General features: G+C 63.7%; 17 protein-coding genes. 12 read left to right on the top strand and 5 right to left on the bottom strand.

Annotation, left to right across the window (positions count from 1 at the left end):
* Nucleotides 1-52 precede the first annotated feature (52 nt).
* From C6W55_RS06775 to C6W55_RS06765, 3 genes are all read right to left on the bottom strand, one after another.
* A complete protein-coding gene (locus C6W55_RS06775; protein ID WP_015254655.1) occupies nucleotides 53-1,972 on the bottom strand; it encodes a glycosyl hydrolase family 18 protein in 1,920 nt (639 codons plus the stop codon).
* A 215-nt stretch (nucleotides 1,973-2,187) separates the two neighbouring features.
* Nucleotides 2,188-2,466 (bottom strand): YxcD family protein, encoded by a 279-nt coding sequence (locus C6W55_RS06770; protein WP_213483330.1) that lies wholly within the window; start codon nucleotides 2,464-2,466, stop codon nucleotides 2,188-2,190.
* A gap of 2 nt (nucleotides 2,467-2,468) precedes the next feature.
* Nucleotides 2,469-2,933 (bottom strand): hypothetical protein, encoded by a 465-nt coding sequence (locus tag C6W55_RS06765; RefSeq protein WP_015254653.1) that lies wholly within the window; start codon nucleotides 2,931-2,933, stop codon nucleotides 2,469-2,471.
* Between the two features lie 133 nt (nucleotides 2,934-3,066).
* Between C6W55_RS06765 and C6W55_RS06760 the strand changes: the two genes are divergently transcribed.
* On the top strand, nucleotides 3,067-3,609 hold the full coding sequence (locus C6W55_RS06760) for a DUF309 domain-containing protein (RefSeq protein ID WP_213483328.1): 543 nt from the start codon (nucleotides 3,067-3,069) through the stop codon (nucleotides 3,607-3,609).
* Between the two features lie 19 nt (nucleotides 3,610-3,628).
* Here C6W55_RS06760 and C6W55_RS06755 read toward each other — a convergent pair whose 3' ends face one another.
* Nucleotides 3,629-4,201: a beta-class carbonic anhydrase gene (locus C6W55_RS06755; protein WP_286892038.1), complete on the bottom strand. Its 573-nt coding sequence runs from the start codon at nucleotides 4,199-4,201 to the stop codon at nucleotides 3,629-3,631.
* A 2-nt stretch (nucleotides 4,202-4,203) separates the two neighbouring features.
* Nucleotides 4,204-4,539 (bottom strand): iron-sulfur cluster biosynthesis family protein, encoded by a 336-nt coding sequence (locus tag C6W55_RS06750; protein WP_286892037.1) that lies wholly within the window; start codon nucleotides 4,537-4,539, stop codon nucleotides 4,204-4,206.
* A 111-nt stretch (nucleotides 4,540-4,650) separates the two neighbouring features.
* Here C6W55_RS06750 and C6W55_RS06745 point away from each other — a divergent pair, with 111 nt between their 5' ends.
* From C6W55_RS06745 to hfq, 11 genes are all read left to right on the top strand, one after another.
* Nucleotides 4,651-6,159 (top strand): carboxypeptidase M32, encoded by a 1,509-nt coding sequence (locus C6W55_RS06745; RefSeq protein ID WP_286892036.1) that lies wholly within the window; start codon nucleotides 4,651-4,653, stop codon nucleotides 6,157-6,159.
* Nucleotides 6,160-6,311: 152 nt separating this feature from the next.
* Nucleotides 6,312-7,310 (top strand): ABC transporter substrate-binding protein, encoded by a 999-nt coding sequence (locus tag C6W55_RS06740; RefSeq protein ID WP_286892035.1) that lies wholly within the window; start codon nucleotides 6,312-6,314, stop codon nucleotides 7,308-7,310.
* 45 nt (nucleotides 7,311-7,355) lie between these two features.
* Entirely contained in the window at nucleotides 7,356-8,177 is an 822-nt protein-coding gene (locus tag C6W55_RS06735) for an ABC transporter ATP-binding protein (protein WP_286892034.1), read from the top strand.
* On the top strand, nucleotides 8,137-8,961 hold the full coding sequence (locus tag C6W55_RS06730) for an ABC transporter permease (RefSeq protein ID WP_286892033.1): 825 nt from the start codon (nucleotides 8,137-8,139) through the stop codon (nucleotides 8,959-8,961). The genes C6W55_RS06735 and C6W55_RS06730 overlap by 41 nt, the downstream gene beginning before the upstream one ends.
* A 233-nt stretch (nucleotides 8,962-9,194) precedes the next feature.
* Nucleotides 9,195-9,752 carry an outer spore coat protein CotE gene (locus C6W55_RS06725; protein ID WP_286892032.1) on the top strand — a complete coding sequence of 186 codons (558 nt, stop codon included), beginning with the start codon at nucleotides 9,195-9,197 and terminating at the stop codon, nucleotides 9,750-9,752.
* 162 nt (nucleotides 9,753-9,914) lie between these two features.
* Nucleotides 9,915-11,348 carry a putative amidoligase domain-containing protein gene (locus tag C6W55_RS06720; RefSeq protein WP_286892031.1) on the top strand — a complete coding sequence of 478 codons (1,434 nt, stop codon included), beginning with the start codon at nucleotides 9,915-9,917 and terminating at the stop codon, nucleotides 11,346-11,348.
* A 315-nt stretch (nucleotides 11,349-11,663) separates the two neighbouring features.
* Entirely contained in the window at nucleotides 11,664-14,354 is a 2,691-nt protein-coding gene (mutS, locus tag C6W55_RS06715) for a DNA mismatch repair protein MutS (protein WP_286892030.1), read from the top strand.
* Between the two features lie 42 nt (nucleotides 14,355-14,396).
* Complete coding sequence (mutL, locus tag C6W55_RS06710; RefSeq protein ID WP_015254643.1) at nucleotides 14,397-16,367, top strand: DNA mismatch repair endonuclease MutL; 1,971 nt, start codon at nucleotides 14,397-14,399, stop codon at nucleotides 16,365-16,367.
* Nucleotides 16,367-17,155: a class I SAM-dependent methyltransferase gene (locus C6W55_RS06705; protein ID WP_015254642.1), complete on the top strand. Its 789-nt coding sequence runs from the start codon at nucleotides 16,367-16,369 to the stop codon at nucleotides 17,153-17,155. The genes mutL and C6W55_RS06705 overlap by 1 nt, the downstream gene beginning before the upstream one ends.
* Nucleotides 17,142-18,110 carry a tRNA (adenosine(37)-N6)-dimethylallyltransferase MiaA gene (gene miaA / locus C6W55_RS06700; protein ID WP_015254641.1) on the top strand — a complete coding sequence of 323 codons (969 nt, stop codon included), beginning with the start codon at nucleotides 17,142-17,144 and terminating at the stop codon, nucleotides 18,108-18,110. Before C6W55_RS06705 ends, miaA begins: the two co-directional genes overlap by 14 nt.
* A gap of 45 nt (nucleotides 18,111-18,155) precedes the next feature.
* Nucleotides 18,156-18,395: an RNA chaperone Hfq gene (gene hfq, locus C6W55_RS06695; protein WP_015254640.1), complete on the top strand. Its 240-nt coding sequence runs from the start codon at nucleotides 18,156-18,158 to the stop codon at nucleotides 18,393-18,395.
* Nucleotides 18,396-18,502 lie beyond the last annotated feature (107 nt).

Here is an 18,502-nt window from a genome sequence, read left to right as displayed (position 1 = left end):
AAGCCGGGGAAGAAGAAGGCGGACGCCGCAACCCGCGGCGTCCGCCTTTCCGTTATTTCATTCTGAGCATCATGGTCCACAAATCCGCCGGTTCGTAGCCGAGCCGCCAGACGGCGACGCCGGCCAGATCGTACTTCTTCGCCAGTTCGATCCTCGCCTTGATCGTCTGCTCCGTCTCCATCCAGAACACATAGGTCTGACCGTCCTTGACATACGTCACTTTCGTCTGACCGAACGTCGGGTCGTAAACCGCCGTCTCCTCGACCTCATTCAGCAGGGCGGGGATGTCCTTCATCAGCACCGCCCGCGAGCCGAGCACATTGCCGGAAGCGTCGACTTTCCATTCCCGCACATAAAACGGCACGCCGAGGAACAGTTTCGAGCGGGGAATGCCGTAGGACAGAAAATCGATGATGCCTTGCTCCGTCCAGGCCAGACCGGATACGGAGCCGGGCTTCGTGCTGCCGCTCCAGTACTGGTCGTAGGCCATAATCATGATGTAGTCGACGGCTTCCGCAATTTTCTCATGATCGTAAGCGGTCTGGTGATTCCAGGCTTTGTCGCCGCGGATCAGGTCGATGGATATTTTCATGCCGCGGGCATGGACGGCGTCCGCCAGCTTCCGCACGAAGGCGGTATAGCGGTTCCGGTCCGTTCCGGCCACTTCCTCGAAATCGAGATTGACGCCGTAGACGCCGAGCTCGGCCAGCCGGTTCACGAGGGCGTCAATGAACCGCTTCTGCGCCGCTTCGTCGGCGAGAAACGCGCTGGTCATCCGCCGGTCGAACTGGTTGTTCACGAGCGGCATGACCTTGATGCCGCGGGCCTTCAATTCCTTCGCAAGCGCCGGATCCGACTTGTCCTCCAGCGTGCCGTCCGCCGAAGCGAGCTGGAACCAGGTGGGCGAGTCGATGTCGAGCCCCTGCGTGTTCGCAATCTGGCTCAGAATCGTGCCCGTGCTCGATGAACCGTTCCAGCCGAGGTAGAGCAGCCGGCTCGCGTTGCTCCAGAGCACCCGTCCGTCCTCCGTGCGGATGGAGGCGTTCGCGAGGCCCGATGCGGCGGTGATCGCGCTTTTCAGCGCATGGAACTGCCGGACTTCGCGGTCGCCCTGGTAGACGCGGTAATACGGGATGTTCGTCCAGAGCACCTTGCCGTCCCGGATAATCTCCGCTCCGGCCAATCCTTTCGCGTAGGCGACGGCGTTGTCGAGGCCGAAGAACCTTTTCCGTTCCTTGCCGTTCTGGAAGACGGCGAACGGCGGGACGTTCGAGTGGACGACCGTTCCCGTGTCCAGGTGGATGACTTCGCTGCCCGCGATGCCGGCCGCGGCCTGAATGGCGTCGCGCAGATAGCCGTAGCGCTTCTCGCCGGGTTCCCCATTAACGAGGACGGCATAGGCGGGAGCTTTTTCCCGTTCCGCCGCTTCCTCTTCATCCGTAAGGTTGTCCCAGATCCATGAATTCGTCGCCAGATCGATGACATGCATGTTCCGATAATATTTCGCGACGGCTTTCGCCTCCGCCAGCGTGGTGAACGACCAGGCGGGGAGGGTTTTGTGCCCCTGGTACAACCGGTAACGCGCGAATTTCGCGTAGGCCCAGCCGGGCTGTTCGAGATCGCGGATCGCGACGTTGATTTTGCCGGCCGCCGCCTTTTTCGCTTCGGCATATGTACGGAACAGCATGTTCGGTGCCAGCACGCCGTCGACATACACCGCATAGCGAGGATAATTGTGCCAGACCCAGGCGCGGTCGGCAATCTTCTCGACGCGGCTGTACGCGAACTGCTTCGCGTAGGCGATCGCCTGCGATTCCGTGGCAAATTCTTTGAGCGGTTTGTCGTTCTGATAGACGCGGTACTTCGTGATGCGGGCGAGATCCGCCGCGGCGTTCGCCGCGGATGCCGCCTGCAGGCTGAGCGCGAAAATGATCAGCAGCGCGAGAACCGCCCGTAGGGCCCGAAGTTCCATTCGAGGCTCAACATCCTTCCTCTGGCAATCTGTGAATCTATTAGTTTAACGCAGAAGATGGAGGAAGGTTGCTTGGCAAAGTTTCCATGGCGCCCAAAAAAATAAACGTAAAAACATACCGGCACTTCCGGAGCCCCGTACTCAAAATAAAAACCGCCCGGCCCATTCGCTGATGAGCCGGACGGCCGCCCTGCATAAGCAGGCTGAACCCGCCTTTAATCCGCAATGTCCGCCCAGATCTCGTCATCCAGCCCGAGCCGGATCTGTTCGCGGAACACCCGTCTGCCGTATTCGGTGAACATATACCGCTCGATTGCTTCGAGCAAATTCGCTTCGACGATGTACTGGCTGCGGCCGAGCACCCAGACCTCGGCCGTATAGCCGTAATCCTCATCCCATTGAAGCTGCACTTCAACGTCGGTCGGCTTCACGCCTTTCCGTTCGGCGAAATGAAGGCAGACCGCGTTGACGATCTCATCCATTGACAGCCGCATGCTCAGTACGGTCTCCTCGATTCACGCGGCGGTCTCCGGTCGCGGAAGTACCGGTATGCGGCGCGGATCAGCACGAACAGGAAATAGATGGCGAGCACATTGATCATCAGGCCGAGCAGTTCGCCGAAGAATCCCATGCCGGCGAACAGGCTGCCGAACAGAAGGCCGGCGAGACCGCCGATCATGAGGCCCTTCATGAAGCTGCCGCCGCCGAAGAAGCCGCGCTGCGTGCCGGCGGTGCCGCCGGTTGTGTTCGCGCCGGCCTTCGTGCTAGAAGCGGTGCCGGAAGCCGTCCGATCGGTTTTGCTGACGTTGTTGTCCTGAATTTTCTTCGGCTGCTCCTTGAACGTCTGCCTCGGTGCGGTAAAGCGGCCGCGGCGCGCATCGGCCGGTTCGGCGACCGTCACGAAGAACACGGTGAAGACGGTGAGCAGCAGAAGCGCTTTCGTCCAGGTCGATGACTTCATGGTATGACTTGCCTCCCACTATGTTCTGTCTTCTGGTATCATCAACTTATACGTCCGGGTCGGGTCCCGGTTTCAAGAAAGTTGTTTAAGAAAATGCCGTTACAAGAACAGGCAGGCTGGCAGGTGAACGGGCATGTCCGCGTATCCGGAACCGTATGTGGATTATCTGTTCGAGTTTCACGCGACGCGCGATTACTTCGAATGCCATGAACGATTGGAGGAATACTGGAAATCGCTGCCGCTCCGGGATCCGGACCGCGACGTCTGGGTCGGACTGATCCAGCTCGCGGTGGCGCTGTACCATCATCGACGCGGCAATGCGGCGGGCGCGGTGAAAATGTACCGCGGCGCGGCGGCGCGGCTCCGCCCGGAGACGCTCGACCGGCTCGGACTGGACGGCGCGGCGGTGCAAGAAATCGCAGCCGAATCGGCGCGCCGGCTCGAAGCGGCGGGGAGAGAAGCCGTTTACCGGGCGGTCAATCTGCCGATCCGGGACGGCGAACTGCTCAAGCTGCTGCAGGAACGGGCTCGCCGGCAAGGTTTTGCCTGGGGAGCGGACGATCCGCTCGAGGAGAGCATCGTCCGGCGGCACGCGCTGCGCGACCGGTCGGACGTCATTGAAGCGCGGGCGAGGGCAGCGGCCGAGCGGACGGCTGCGCGGCGGCGCGATCCGTAGCGCCGGAATCCCGCAGCGCTCACACGGCTTGTCCGGTGTAGCCGTCCACGACGAGGTCGAGCTTGCCGGTGACGGGGTGCACGATCAGGCCATGCACATAGGTGCCCGGCGGCAGCAAGGGGTGGCGGCTGACGATGCGGACGCTTTTCTCGACGCTGTCGCGCACGTTGTCGAACCCGGTCAGCCACCGGTCAAGCTGAAAGCCCGCGTTCGTCAGCATCTCGATCGTCGAATCGGCGATGCCGCGCTCGCGCATGTGCTCCAGCACGACATCCGGATCAAGACCGGTCATGCCGCATTCGTGGTGTCCGACGATGAACACTTCGGTCGCCTTCATTTCATACAGCGCGATCAGGATGCTCCGCATGATGTTGCCGAACGGCTGCGTGACGATGCCGCCGGCGTTCTTGATGATCTTCGCGTCGCCGTTGCGCAGGTTCATCGCCCGCGGCAGCAGTTCCGTCAGCCGCGTGTCCATGCAGGTGACGACGACCATTTTCTTGTCGGGAAAGCGATCCGTCATGTACGCTTCATACTCGCGGTTTTCGACAAACTTTCGGTTATGTTCCAATATGGATTCCAGCCGTTTCATGATTAACCTCCCGAATGCCGGGCCGTGATGACCCTGAGATGCGTCGTGTAGATTTGTCCCGCGCCGCGCAGCATCAGACCGTCGCCGTCCGGCGCGCGGTCAATCACCAGTCGATCTTCGAAAAACACTTCATGCCGCGGATCGTATCCGACCTCGAACGGTCCGTTCGTCTCCGCCTCCGCATCTCCGGGCGCCGGTTCATCGATCGTCTGCAGAGCGGGGACGCCGCTGACGGCGCAGCCGCAGCCTTCCGCATCATAGATCAGCCTGAGCCGCCGTCCGACGCCCGGCATGGCGGCAAGCCGGCCGGCAGCTTCCGGCGTCATGTCAATGCGCATCGCGATTCTCCTTTCGCGGCCCTGGGCCGCCGCAAGTCAAAGTTGATTATACGGTGCGAGCGGACGTATCATCAAGTGGAGAGCCAAATTGCTGGAAAGGCGGTTGGATGCATGGAGAAGGCGGAAGCGCTCGCGAAATTCCGCGAGCTGATCAAGAAGATCAAAAGCTACGAGGAAGTGATCGGGCTCGCGTATTGGGACATGCGGACCGGCGCGCCGAAGAGCGGCATCGACGCCCGATCGGAGGCGGTCGGCGTCCTGTCGGCCGAGTCGTTCAGACTGGCCGTATCCGATGAGATGGGCGAACTGCTGGCGCGTCTCCGGGAGCCCGATGCGTACGGGAACCTGTCCCGGATCGACCGGAGGCTGGTCGACGAGACGGCGAAGGAATACGAGCGGAACCGGCGCATCCCGCCGGAGCTGTATCAGGAATACGTCGTGCTGACGTCGCAGGCGGAAGCGTTCTGGGAGCAGGCGAAGGCGAACAACGACTATGCCGGCTTCCGGCCGTACCTTGAGCGGATCATCGACTATACGAACCGGTTCATCGAACTGTGGGGCGTGAAGGGGACGCGTTACGACACGCTGCTCGACCAGTATGAACCGGGCATGACGACCGCCGAGCTCGACCGGCTGTTCGGGGGCCTCCGGGAGAAGCTCGTCCCGCTCGCGGCCGCGATCGCCGAATCGCCCGCTCAGCCGGACCGTTCGGTCCTGGCCGGGACGTTCGAGCCGGAAGCGCAGCGCCGGTTCAGCCTGTTCATCCTGAAGGAAATGGGCTTTGATTTCGAAGCCGGCCGCCTGGACGAAAGCGTCCACCCGTTCGCGACGGGACTCAATCCCGGCGACGTCCGCATCACGACACGCTACCTGCCGAACGATGTGGCCAGCGCCCTGTTCGGCACGATCCACGAGGGCGGCCATGCGCTATATGAGCAGAACCTCGGCAGCGAGCTTGCCGGCACGACGCTGCAGACCGGCACGTCGATGGGCATCCACGAGTCGCAGTCGCGTTTCTGGGAGAACATCATCGGTCGCAGCCGTCCGTTCTGGCAGCGCTATTTCGGCGAGCTTCAAAGCCATTTTCCGGGCCGGCTGAATACGGATGCGGAATCGTTCTACCGGGCGATCAACATCGTCGAACCGTCGCTGATCCGCATCGAAGCCGACGAGCTGACGTACAACCTGCACATCGTCATCCGTTACGAAATCGAAAAAATGATTTTCGACGAAGGCGTCACCGCGGCGGATTTGCCGGAGATCTGGAACGCGAAATACAAGGAATACCTCGGTATCGAACCGCCGAATGACGCGGAAGGGGTGCTGCAGGATGTCCACTGGTCCGGCGGCGCGTTCGGCTATTTCCCGTCGTATGCGCTCGGTAACATGTACGCCGCGCAGTTCGCCGCTGCCATGGAGCGGGAAATGCCGGACATATGGGAACTGGTCGGTTCCGGCCGCCTGATCCCGATCAAAGACTGGCTGACGGAGCGCATTTACCGGTACGGCAAGCTGGAGACGCCGGGCGAGATCGTGCGGCGCGTAACCGGCGGACCGCTGAATCCGTCCTACCTGACCGATTACCTGGAGGAAAAATACCGCGATATCTACCGGCTGTAATCCCGGGCGCAAGACCCGGCCGGAACGCCATGCGAGGCGGACCGGCCGGGTTTTTCGTACTTGGGCGCCCGCCGCCATACACCAACCGTCTGCCCGGAGAATAGGTTGTAACACACCCGATTCAACCCGGTAGGAAAAGGCGGTGAAGGTGCATGCAGAAGCGATCGCGATACGGATGGCTGCTCGCGGCCGCGCTGATCGCTGCGCTGCTGGCGGGCTGCGGCGGCGGTTCGAAAGAGGCGGCGAAGGTGAAAGTGGGTGAGGTGACGCGCTCGCTTTTCTACGCCCCCTTATATGTCGCGCTCAGCCAGGGCTTTTTTGAAGATGAGGGACTTCAGGTCGACCTCCAGACGACGGCCGGCGGCGACAAGACGATGACGGCGCTGCTGTCGGGCGGCATCGACATCGCGCTGGTCGGTTCGGAGACGTCGATCTATGTCTATCAGCAGGGTGCGGATGATCCGGTGATCAATTTCGCCCAGCTGACGCAGACTGACGGCACGTTCCTCGTCGCCCGCGAGAAGAAGGAGCCGTTCGACTGGAACGAGCTGAAAGGATCGGTGTTCCTCGGCCAGCGCAAGGGCGGCATGCCGCAGATGGCGGGCGAGTTCACGCTGCGCAAACACGGCATCGATCCCCATGAAGACCTGGAGTTGATCCAGAACGTCGATTTCGCCAACATTCCGGCGGCTTTCGTTTCGGGAACGGGCGAATACGTCCAGCTGTTCGAACCGCAGGCGTCGATCTTCGAGAAGGAAGGCAAAGGGTACGTCATCGCGTCGTTCGGCGTGGAGAGCGGCCGGCTGCCGTACACGGTGTTCATGGCGAAGCGAAGCTACATCGAGAAAAACAAAGAAATCGTCCAGCGGTTCACGAACGCGGTCACGAAGGCGCAGCGGTGGGTCGAAGACCATCCGGCCGGCGAAATTGCGGACGCGGTACTCGAGTTTTTCGAAGGCACGGATCGGGACATTGCCGCCCGCGTCATCGAGCGGTACAAGGCGCAGCAATCGTACGCCGTCGGCGGCGTGATCGACGAGGAAGAATGGAACAATCTGCTGGACATCATGGAGCAGGCCGGCGAGATCACGGAGAGAACGCCGCGTGACGCGATCGTCGACAACTCGTTCGCGGAGCAGGCGCTGCGCTGATGAAAAGCGCGTCAGCCGCATGGCGCAAGCGGAGGAGGGATGCGGATGGACGCCATGCTTCGACTGTCCGGCGTATCGCACGCTTACGTCGGTCCCGGGGGCGCGGCGCTGGCCGTGGACGGGCTGAATCTTGACGTCGCCGCCGGCGAATTCGTCAGCCTGGTCGGACCGAGCGGCTGCGGCAAGACGACAATCCTCAATCTGTTGGCCGGCCTCATCAAGCCTTCGCGGGGAACCGTCGAACTGGCGGGCGAGAAGGTGATCGGCCCGAACCCGCGCATCGGCTACATGCTCCAGCAGGATTATCTGTTCCCGTGGCGGAACATCCGCGACAACGCGCTGATCGGGTTCGAAATCGCGGGCGCGCGCGGTCCGGAAGCCGAGCGGCGCGTCGACCGGCTGCTTGCCGAATTCGGCCTGGCCGGGGCCGCGCGCCGCTTTCCGCATGAGCTGTCCGGCGGGATGCGCCAACGCGCCGCGCTCGTGCGGACGCTGGCGCGGGAGCCGGATGTGCTGCTGCTCGACGAACCGTTCTCGGCGCTCGATCTGCTTATTCGTTTGCAGCTTGAAGATCTCGTATGGGAGACGGTGCGCGCGCGCGGCGTGACGGCCGTGCTGGTGACGCACGATCTGGAAGAGGCGGCCGCGATGAGCGACCGCGTCGTCATTCTGGACGCATCGCCCGGCCGCATCCGGACCGTGCTGGACGTGCCGGCTTCGATCCGCGCGAGACAGCCGTCCGAAGCGCGGTGGGAACCGGAATTCGGGCCGCTGTTCCACCGTCTGCGGGGGATGATTCAGGATTCGGAGGGAGGGGGTCCGGGCCATGCCCGAGGAGCGGGAACACAGCTGGATTCGCGAGCTTGAGCATAAGTACCGTTCGCGGGCCGCGCGAATCACGCTGGTTGTCCGGATTTTGCAGATTGCGCTGTTCGCCGCCTTCATCATCCTGTGGGAGACGGCCGTTCGTTCCGGTTGGATCGACGAGCTGCTGTTCAGCTACCCGGGCAAAATCGCGAGGATGCTCGGGGAGCTCGCCGCTTCCGGATCGCTTCTGCCGCATACGATGACGACCGTGGCCGAGACGACCGCCGGCTTCGTGCTCGGCACGCTGGGCGGAACCGCCCTGGCGGCGCTGCTCTGGTGGTTCCCGGTCGTCTCGCGCGTGCTCGATCCATACCTGGTTGTGCTGAACAGCATGCCCAAGGTGGCGCTCGGTCCGATTTTCATCGTCGGCTTCGGTCCCGGCTACCTGTCGATCATCATGACGGCGGTGTCGGTGACGATCATCATTACGACGCTCACGATCTACGGCCGCTTCCGGGAAATCGACGCCAACTATCTGAAGGTGGTGAGGCTGTTCGGCGGCACGCGGGGCCAGGTGTTCCGGCTGGCCGTCCTGCCCGGCTCGCTGCCGACGATCGTCTCGGCGCTGAAGGTGAATGTCGGATTGTCGTGGGTCGGCGTCATCGTCGGCGAGTTTTTGACGGCAAAACGCGGACTCGGCTATCTGATCATCTACGGATTTCAGGTGTTCAATTTCACGCTGGTGCTGTCATCGCTTATCGTGATCGGCGCGGTCGCCGCCGTCATGTACGGACTCGTCTCGCTGATCGAGGCGCGGCTGTCGCCGGGTTACAGGGACCGGTGAGCGGAAAGCTGAGCGTTGTGCATGCGAGCGGGCCTTTTTCCAGAGGAAGCGGGCTTGTCCGAAAACTGCGGGGACGGGCGGATGAAAATTGCGTCGTTTTGCTGAGAAGCCGAATACTAACACAAGCCTTGCGCGGCATAAACATAAAGATGAAGTTGCCGCGGCGCAATCAACATTCGCCCATGTCCTGCATAGACTTTAACTGAATGATTGCATGGAGGAGGTTAAACAGCATGGCAATTGCAGATAAACAGCTGAAGTGCAGAGAGATAATCACGAAGGCTGTCTGCGGAAAAGGTCGTAAGTTCTCCACCGTCTCCCACACCTTCACGCCGCCCCATCGGCCGACCAGCATTCTGGGGGCCTGGATCATCAATCATCAATACGAAGCGGTCCGGTCGGGCGACGGTATCGAGGTCATCGGCACTTACGATATCAACATCTGGTATTCCTACAACCGCAACTCCGAGACGGACGTTGCCAAAGAGACGATTTCGTATTCCGAACTTGTGCCGCTTTCCTACATCGACCCGAAACACCGGGCTTCGACGGAGGAAGTGTCCGCCGTCGCGACGCAGGAGCCGAGCTGCGTTGAAGCGAACATTTCCGCGAGCGGCGCGGATGTCGTCGTGCGCGTCGAGCGCGAGTTCGCCGTCGAAATGATCGCGGAGACGAAGGTGTGCGTCGCCGTGTGCCCCGGCGGCTGCGGCGACGAGGACAAAGCTTACGACGGCTACGACGACGGCGGTTACGAAGATCTGGATCCGGAACTTTTGGACGACGAGCTGTAAGCCGGCGGGCGGCTGGCGTGTGGGTCGCGCCGTTTTCCGGATCTGCAATGGCCGGTTCTCATATGCAGGATATGCGAACAGGTGCAATGATTCGAGGGCGTATGCCCTCTTTTTTGTCGAATGGGCGGTGCTTGCCTTGCGGCGGTCGGGGGGTGATGCGGCGTGACGGGACGATTGTGGATCGATGAGCAAACGGCGGCAAGCGGGGCCATGGCGCGGATCGCCGCCGAACTGCAGCTGCCGCGCTGCGGGCATGACGGCATGCCGAAGGCGGGCGACGCGGTGATCATGTTCCGGCGGCCCCGGCGGGAACGCGCGGCGGCGGAACGCGGGTTCGACGCCGGCGTCTGGCTCATGGACGGCCGTCCCGGGCTGGATCCGGACGATATCGGGCAGATGCGGCTTGCGGGCGTCAGGTTCGATCCTTCTGTTGCGGGCGGGGAGGCCGCTGCCGAAGGATCGGACGGGCATGCGGGCGCTGCGGGAGGCGTGCGGCTGTTCGAAGTGCCGGTCTTTCATTTGCAGCCGCTTGCGGTCCGTCGCGTCGGCCCGGGATCGGGCCTGCTGCCCGCCGACTGGAACGGGCCCCATCCGCTCAGGCGCCGGCTCGAAGCGGCGGCGGTCAAGGCGCTTTACGCGGCCGGCCGCGACTTCGGCACGGTGCTGCTCGCGGCGGCCGACGACGGCGCCGTGCGGGTGGCCGGACCGTTCGGCGGGCCGGAGGAGCGGGATTTGCCGCTCTGGGCGGAGGCGGTCAGGGCGTTCCGCGCGGCATTGGCGGAGGAAGCGGAGGCGGAGGCTGGCCGCCGGCGGGAGCTCTTGATCGGCGCCGATCCCGAGTTTCTGCTCGTCGGCCCGGACGGCCGCGTCGTCTCCGCTTCGCGCTATTTCCCGCGCGACGGGGCGGCCGGAAGCGACGCGCTGCGCGTGCGCGGCCGGCTCTGCTGCCCGGTGGCGGAGCTTAGACCCGATCCGGCGCCGGACCCGGCCGGCCTCATGCGCGGCATCCGCGGGCTGATGCGGCGGGCGGAGGCGATGACGGCGGAGGCCGGCCGGCCGCTCCGCTGGCTGGCGGGCGGGATGCCGGTGCCCGGCTTCGCGCTCGGCGGCCATCTGCACCTGAACGTTCCGCCGAGCGCCCGGCTGCTGCGCGTGCTCGACAGCTGCGTCGCGCTGCCGCTGGCCGCGGCGGAGGACGCGCGCGCTTTGCGGCGACGTCCGCGGTACGGCGCGCTCGGCGACTTCCGCGTGAAGCGCCACGGCTTCGAGTACCGGACGCCGCCGAGCTGGCTCGTCTCGCCGCTCGCCGCGCAGGCGGCATTCGCCGCCGCTTTGCTGGCCGCGCGGCACACCGCCTTGCTGGCGGCGCTTACCGGCCTGCCGAGCGAGACGGAGGCGGGCCGGCGCGCCTATTACGAAGGCGACCGGGATGCGCTGCGCGCGATCGCCCGCCGGGTGCACGACGTCATGCGCCGCGTGCCCGGCTACGCGCTCCACAGACGCTGGATCGCGCCGTTCTTCGCCGCGCTGGAGCGGGGGGAGGTATGGCGCGAGGACGCCGATATCCGGCCGAAATGGGGGTTGCCGGTGCGCTGACGCACGCGCTTGCTTTCCTCATCCCGCATGTTCTTCCGGCATAACAAAAAGGGGCGCTCCCGGGCGCCCCTTCACTTTGAGATAACCTTCCGGCATGCCGGACATTTTCGCCACTCCCCGACTTCGATGAAGATGATTGCAAACCATTTCGAGTATGGATAAGTTTTCATATCAGGAATAATGACCGTTCGTGATGTTGGCATCACCCGCAATGATGGGGAGCGGCGGCCAATCCGCTCGTTCCCCGATCGGTGCGCTTTCTGGTATAATGACCAATGATGTCCGGCAGATGCCGGTGATCATGGGAGGGGCGGCATGACGGCTCAATATACGCCGATGATTCAGCAATATTTGGCGATCAAAGAACAGGTGAAGGACGCGTTTCTCTTCTTCCGCCTGGGCGATTTCTACGAAATGTTCTTCGATGACGCGATTCTGGCCGCCCGCGAACTGGAGATTACGCTGACCGGACGGGACGGCGGCGGCGAAGAACGGATCCCGATGTGCGGCGTGCCGTACCATTCCGCCGAAAGCTACATCGCGAAGCTGATCGACAAAGGCTACAAGGTGGCGATCTGCGAGCAGGTCGAAGATCCGAAGGCCGCGAAGGGCGTTGTCCGGCGCGAAATCGTCCGCATCGTGACGCCCGGGACGATCATGGAGACCCGGTCGCTCGAAGAGCGGGGCAACAACTTCATCGCCGGCCTTGCGGAAGAGGACGGCCTCTGCGGGCTGGCGGTCTGCGACCTGTCGACGGGCGAGCTGTATGTGACGTCTTTTCCCGCCAATATCGAGGCGATCGCCGACGAGACGGGCGTGTATCAGCCGCGCGAAATCGTCGGCACCGAACAAATACTCGCAAAGCTGAAGGAATCCCCGGCGATGGCCGGGCGGAACATCGTCTATACCGCGAGGGAGGCGGCAGAGGACGGCCGGCTCGCAGAGCGGTTCGGCGCGGAGGCGCTCACAAGACTCGCGCCCGTCAGACGCCGGGCGATCGGCGTGCTGACCGGCTATCTCGAAGAGACGCAGCGCCGGGCGCTCGTCCATCTGTCGCGCTTCCGCGAATACGAAGCGAATCAATACATGATTCTCGACCAGCATACGCGCTGTAATCTGGAGCTCACCGAGACGGTGCACGAGCGCAGCCGCCGCGGCTCGCTGCTCTGGCTGCTCGACCGCACGTGCACGGCGATGGGCGCGCGGATGCTCCGGCGGTGGATCGACAAGCCGCTGCTCAGCCGCGCCGCCATCGAGGAGCGGCTGGATGCGGTGGACAAGCTGCATGCCGACCTCATGCTGCGTGAAGAGCTGAGAACCGCGCTGGGCGAAATCTACGACCTGGAGCGGCTGGTCGGCCGGATCGCGTTCGGCAGTGCGAACGGACGCGATCTGGTTGCGTTGAAGACATCGCTCCGCCAGGCGCCGGCCATCGCAAGCCTCTGCGCTTCATCCGGTTCTCCGGCGCTTGCCCGGCTGGTGGACAGCCTCGACACGTGCGCCGACATCGCGGACTGGATCGAAGCCATCATCGTAGACGACCCGCCGGTTTCGGTGCGGGACGGCGGACTCATCAAGAGCGGCTGCGACGAATATCTTGACAGGCTCCGCGAGGCGAGCGTGAACGGCAAGCAATGGCTGGCCGAACTCGAGCGCATCGAGCGCGAGGCGACCGGCATCAAGTCGCTTAAAGTCGGGTACAACAAAGTGTTCGGCTACTACATCGAAGTGTCCAAGGCGAATTTGGCGCTGCTGCCGGAAGGGCGCTATGAGCGGAAGCAGACGCTGGCCAACGCGGAGCGTTTTGTCACGCCGGAGCTGAAGGAGAAAGAGCAGCTCATCCTCGAAGCCGAGGAGAAAATGGTCGACCTCGAGTACCGGAAATTCGTCGAGCTGCGCGACCGGATCGCCGGGGAGATCGAACGGCTGCAGAAGCTGGCCGGCGCGATAGCCGCGATCGACGCGCTGCAGTCGTTCGCGACCGTCAGCGCGGAGCGGCGCTATGTCCGTCCCGTCATCACCGAAGGGTACGACCTCATCATCGAGGACGGGCGGCACCCGGTCGTCGAGACGATGACGGGCGATTCGCCGTTCATCGCAAACGGGACGCGCCTGACCTCGGATTCGCCGATGCTGCTCATCACCGGGCCGAACATGGCCGGCAAGAGCACGTACATGCGCCAGGCGGCGCTCCTCTGCATCATGGCGCAGATCGGCTGCTTCGTGCCGGCCCGGCGCGCCGAGATTCCGCTGACCGACCGGATCTTCACGCGGATCGGGGCGGCGGACGACCTGGCGGGCGGCCAGAGCACGTTCATGGTCGAGATGCGGGACATCCAGATCATGACCGAACGGGCGACGCGCCGCAGCCTTGTCATTATCGACGAGCTGGGCCGCGGCACGTCGACGTCGGAAGGGATGGCGATCGCCCAGGCCGTCATCGAATACGTGCACGACCGGATCGGATGCAAGGCGCTGGTGTCGACGCATTTCCACGAACTGGCTCGACTTGAACAGACGCTCGCCGGCCTGTCGAACGGCTGCATGGCCGTCGCGGAAGAGGCGGGCACCGTGACGTTCCTGCGCAAGCTGGTGCCGGGCGCGGCGGGGACAAGCTACGGCATCTATTGCGCGCAGCTGGCGGGACTGCCGGATTCGATCATCGAACGGGCGTACGAGCTGCTGCATCAGGCGGAAGCCGAACAGGCACGGTTGGAAAAACATTCGGCCGAAGCAAAACGTCAAGATTCATCGGAGGCGCGTGAAGCGGATGCGGTGCGCGAAACGGCCGTCAGCGCCGGCGCCGCTCCCGAAGCGGCCGCCGCCGCGGAAGAGCCGCTGCAGCTGGCGCTGTTCGCCGAACCGCCGGCGCCGCCGAAACCGAAGCGCAGCGCCACGGAGACCCACGTGCTGGAGCAGCTGCGCAAGGTCGACCTGATGAACATGACGCCGCTCATGGCGATGCAATGGATCCATGAGATGAAAATGAAGCTGAACGAGCAGTAAAGCAATCGGACGGGACCAGGCAGCGGAAAGCGGGGGAGCCGAATGGGAATCATTCAGGTGATGGACGAGCAGCTTGCGAACCGGATCGCCGCGGGCGAAGTGGTCGAGCGCCCGGCGTCCGTCGTGAAGGAGTTGGCGGAGAACGCGATTGACGCGGGGGCGACCGAGATCGATATCGCGGTCGAAGAGGGGGGCCTGACCTTCATCCGCGTGCGGGACAACGGCTCGGGCATCGAGGCGGACGATCTGGAACGGGCGTTCCAGCGCCATGCAACGAGCAAAATCCGCACGGACCGGGATCTGTTCCGCATCGCGACGCTCGGCTTCCGCGGCGAAGCGCTGCCGAGCATCGCGGCCGTCTCGCGCGTCTCCTGCCTGAGCGCCGCGGACGACTCCGGACTCGGGCGGAAAATCGTCCTCGAAGGCGGCCATGTCCGGTCGATCGAGCAGGCCGCATCGCCCAAGGGAACGGAAATCGTCGTGCGGGACTTGTTTTTCAACACGCCGGCCAGACTGAAATACATGAAAACGATTCAGACCGAGCTCGGCCATATTTCCGATTGCGTGAACCGGCTGGCGCTGTCCCATCCCGGCATCGCGTTCACGCTGACGCACAACGGAAACCCGCTGCTCCGCACGACCGGCGGCGGCGACCGGCTGCAGGTGATCGCCGCGATTTACGGCGCGGCGGCCGCCCGGCAGATGCTGCGGGCCGCCGCCGATCATCCGGACTACCGGCTGGAGGGCTGGCTGTCGAAGCCGGAGCTGACCCGGGCGAACCGGAGCGGCATCACGACGATCGTGAACGGCCGCTACATCCGCAGTTTCGCGATCCAGCAGGCGATTCTCGAAGCATATCATACGCTGCTTCCGACGGGCCGTTTTCCGCTCGTCGTGCTGGAAGTCGGCATGCATCCCGGCCTGCTCGACGTCAACGTCCATCCGGCGAAGCAGGAAGTGCGCTTCAGCAAGGAAGCGGAACTGAAGGAGCTGGTCGAATCGGCGCTGCGCCGCGCGCTCGGGCGGACGGCGCACATTCCTTCGGCGCCCGCCGCCGGGATGAAGCCGGCGGTCATCCAGGAACGGCTTTCGTTCCCGCCGGCACCGCCGGACCGGCCCGCTGTCAAGCCGCCGTCCGCCGGCGGAATCGCGGTGCCGCGCGACGCCGCGGATCGTCTGTACCGGCCGTCCGCCAGGCTGAATGAAGCCGCGATCCGCGAGACGGCCGCCGGTCTGGCCTATGGCGCGGACCGTTCGACCGCGGATACCGGCGGATTCTCCGGTGCGGCCGGCCCGGCGGCGGCGCCGGCCGCCGATGCTGCAAATCCGGCCGCGAAGCCCGGACCGGCGGATGCCGTTCAGCCTCATCCGGCCGCCGGGCAAGATGCCGTCCGGCCGGACGGCGAGCGCGAGGACTCCGAACGCCGGGCTTTTCCCGAGATGTCCTGGATCGGTCAGCTTCACGGCACCTATATCCTCGCCCAGAGCGAGGACGGCCTGTATCTGATTGACCAGCACGCGGCGCACGAGCGGATCAATTACGAATACTATCTCCGCAAATTCTCCGAGCCGCCGAAACTGAGCCAGACGCTCCTCGTGCCGATGACGCTCGAGTTCACGTCCGGTGAAGCGGAAGCGATCCGCAGCCGGCTTGACGCGTTCGCCGCGGCCGGCGTCGAACTGGAACCGTTCGGCGGCAGCGCCTTCCTCGTCCGGGCGTACCCCGAATGGCTGCCGCAGGGCAGTGAACGGGAAATCATCGAGGAGATGGCCGAATGGATTCTCGCGGAGAAGAAGTCGATCGACATCGGCAAGCTGCGGGAGAAGGCGGCGATCATGACCGCCTGCAAGGCGTCGATCAAGGCGAACGACCGGATGACCCGCGAAGAAGGCGAGGCGCTGATCGCCCGCCTGTCCGCCTGCAGCCAGCCGTATACCTGCCCGCACGGACGTCCGATCGTCGTCCACATCTCGACCTATCAGCTGGAGAAAATGTTCAAACGGGTGATATAATGATCGTGACGACCGGCATGAAGCCGACGGAAGAGGAAACCGCGCAGGCGAAAGGTCTGGCGAGCGAGCTGGGCGGCCGATACGTGCCGCGCGGCAACGCGACGCTGGCTTCCTTCATGAGGCGGTACGGCTCGAAGCGGGTGTTGGTCACCGGCCCTGACGGGCTCAGGCTGCACACGAAGGACGGCGGCCAGCCGCTGCGCTATCACCCGGGCATGGCGCTCGTCCGCGTCAAGCGGCTGCGCGAAGGCGTGCGCGATCCGCTCGTCGAAATCAGCGGGGTGAGGCCGGGGGACAGCATCGTGGACTGCACGGCCGGACTGGCGGGGGACGCGTTCGTGTTCTCCTTCGCGGCGGGTCCGACGGGCCGCGTCGTCGCCCTCGAGAGCGAGCCGGTGCTGCACGCGATCGTCCGCGAAGGCCTGCGCACCTACAAGACGGGAATGGACGATGCCGACGCCGCGCTGCGGCGGATCGAACTGATCCGGTCCGATCATGCCGAATATTTGTCATCCCTGCCGGATGACAGCGTCGATATTGTCTATTTCGATCCGATGTTTCGCATTCCGGTGCACGAATCGTCGAGCATGGAGCCGCTCCGCGGCGTCGCCAATCCGGCGCCGCTCTCGCATGAGGCCGTCCGCGAGGCGAAGCGCGTCGCGCGCCGCGCCGTCGTGCTGAAGGAAAACCGCGACAGCGGCGAATTCGGGCGGCTCGGCTTCACCTGGGTGATGCCGAAGAAAACGTCCGCCGTCGCATACGGGGTGATCCGCGTTGAACGTCATTGATCTCCGCACCGGCAAACCCCGCCTGCTCGTTCTCGTCGGCCCGACGGCGGTCGGCAAGACGCGCTACAGCCTCGAGATCGCGCGCAGATGGAACGCCGAGATCATTTCGGGCGACTCGATGCAGATTTACCGCGGCATGGACATCGGAACCGCCAAGATCAAGCCGGATAAGACGGAAGGCATCCCGCACCATCTGATCGACATCCGCGATCCCGAAGAACCGTTCGCCGCGGCCGAGTTTCAGAAGCTGGCGCGCGAATGCATCGAAGAGATCGTCGCGCGCGGACGGCTGCCGTTCATCGTCGGCGGCACGGGGCTGTACATCGAATCGCTCCTCTACGGCTTTGATTTTCCCGAGGCGCCGTCCGACAGTCGGGTCCGTTCGGAGCTGAAGCATTATGCCGAGGAGCACGGCGCCGAAGCGTTGCACAAGCGGCTCGGGGAGGTCGACCCCGAATCCGCGGCGCGCCTTCATCCGAACGATGTGAAGCGCGTCATCCGCGCCCTGGAGATCGCGCTGGAGACGGGAGAGGCGATGTCGACGAAGGTCGCCGGCTTCCGGGAACCGAGGGAATCGCCGTACGCGTTCTGCCTGATCGGGTTGACGATGGACCGGAACGTCCTGTATGATCGCATCAACAGGCGCGTCGACGCAATGATCGACGAGGGCCTGGTCGATGAAGTGCGGGAGCTGCTCCGGCGCGGCGTGCCGCCGGAATCGACTTCGATGCAGGCGATCGGCTACAAGGAGATCGTGCCGCATCTCACCGAAGGCTTGCCGCTGGAAGAAGCGGTCGAGCGGCTGAAGCGCGACACGCGTCGTTACGCGAAACGGCAGCTCTCCTGGTTCCGGCGGATGAAAGGGATCGAATGGGTGGATGTGACGGACGAAGGAAATTTTATCGCCAATCTGGAAGCCATTCATGCTATAATAACAGGAAAGTTCGAGGATTAGCCCGAATGTACATGTAACCAATCTTTTCGACGGGGGTAACGGCCCATGAGCAAATCCATCAATATTCAGGATACGTTTCTCAATCATCTTCGCAAGGACAGCGTTCCCGTAACGGTCTATTTGACGAACGGCTTCCAGATCCGGGGCGTCGTCCGGGCATTTGACAACTTCACGATCGTCATCGAGAGCGAAGGCCGTCAACAGATGATTTACAAGCACGCAATCTCGACCTTTACCCCGCAGCGCAGCATCTCGCTCATGCCGGATTCGGGAGCCGAATCCTGACAGAAGCGAAACTTTTTGACCGCCCGCGTCGTTAATTCAAATAACGGATCGACAAGGAGCAACCCGCCCCTTGGTGCCGCAACGGTGAACTTGAACCGCCGGAGCGG

The organism is Thermobacillus sp. (genome assembly GCF_003390775.1).
Classification (GTDB): Bacteria; Bacillota; Bacilli; order Paenibacillales; family Paenibacillaceae; genus Thermobacillus; species Thermobacillus xylanilyticus.
Note: the sequence above shows the minus strand (reverse complement) of the source record. Positions and strands in the feature narration are given on the sequence as shown.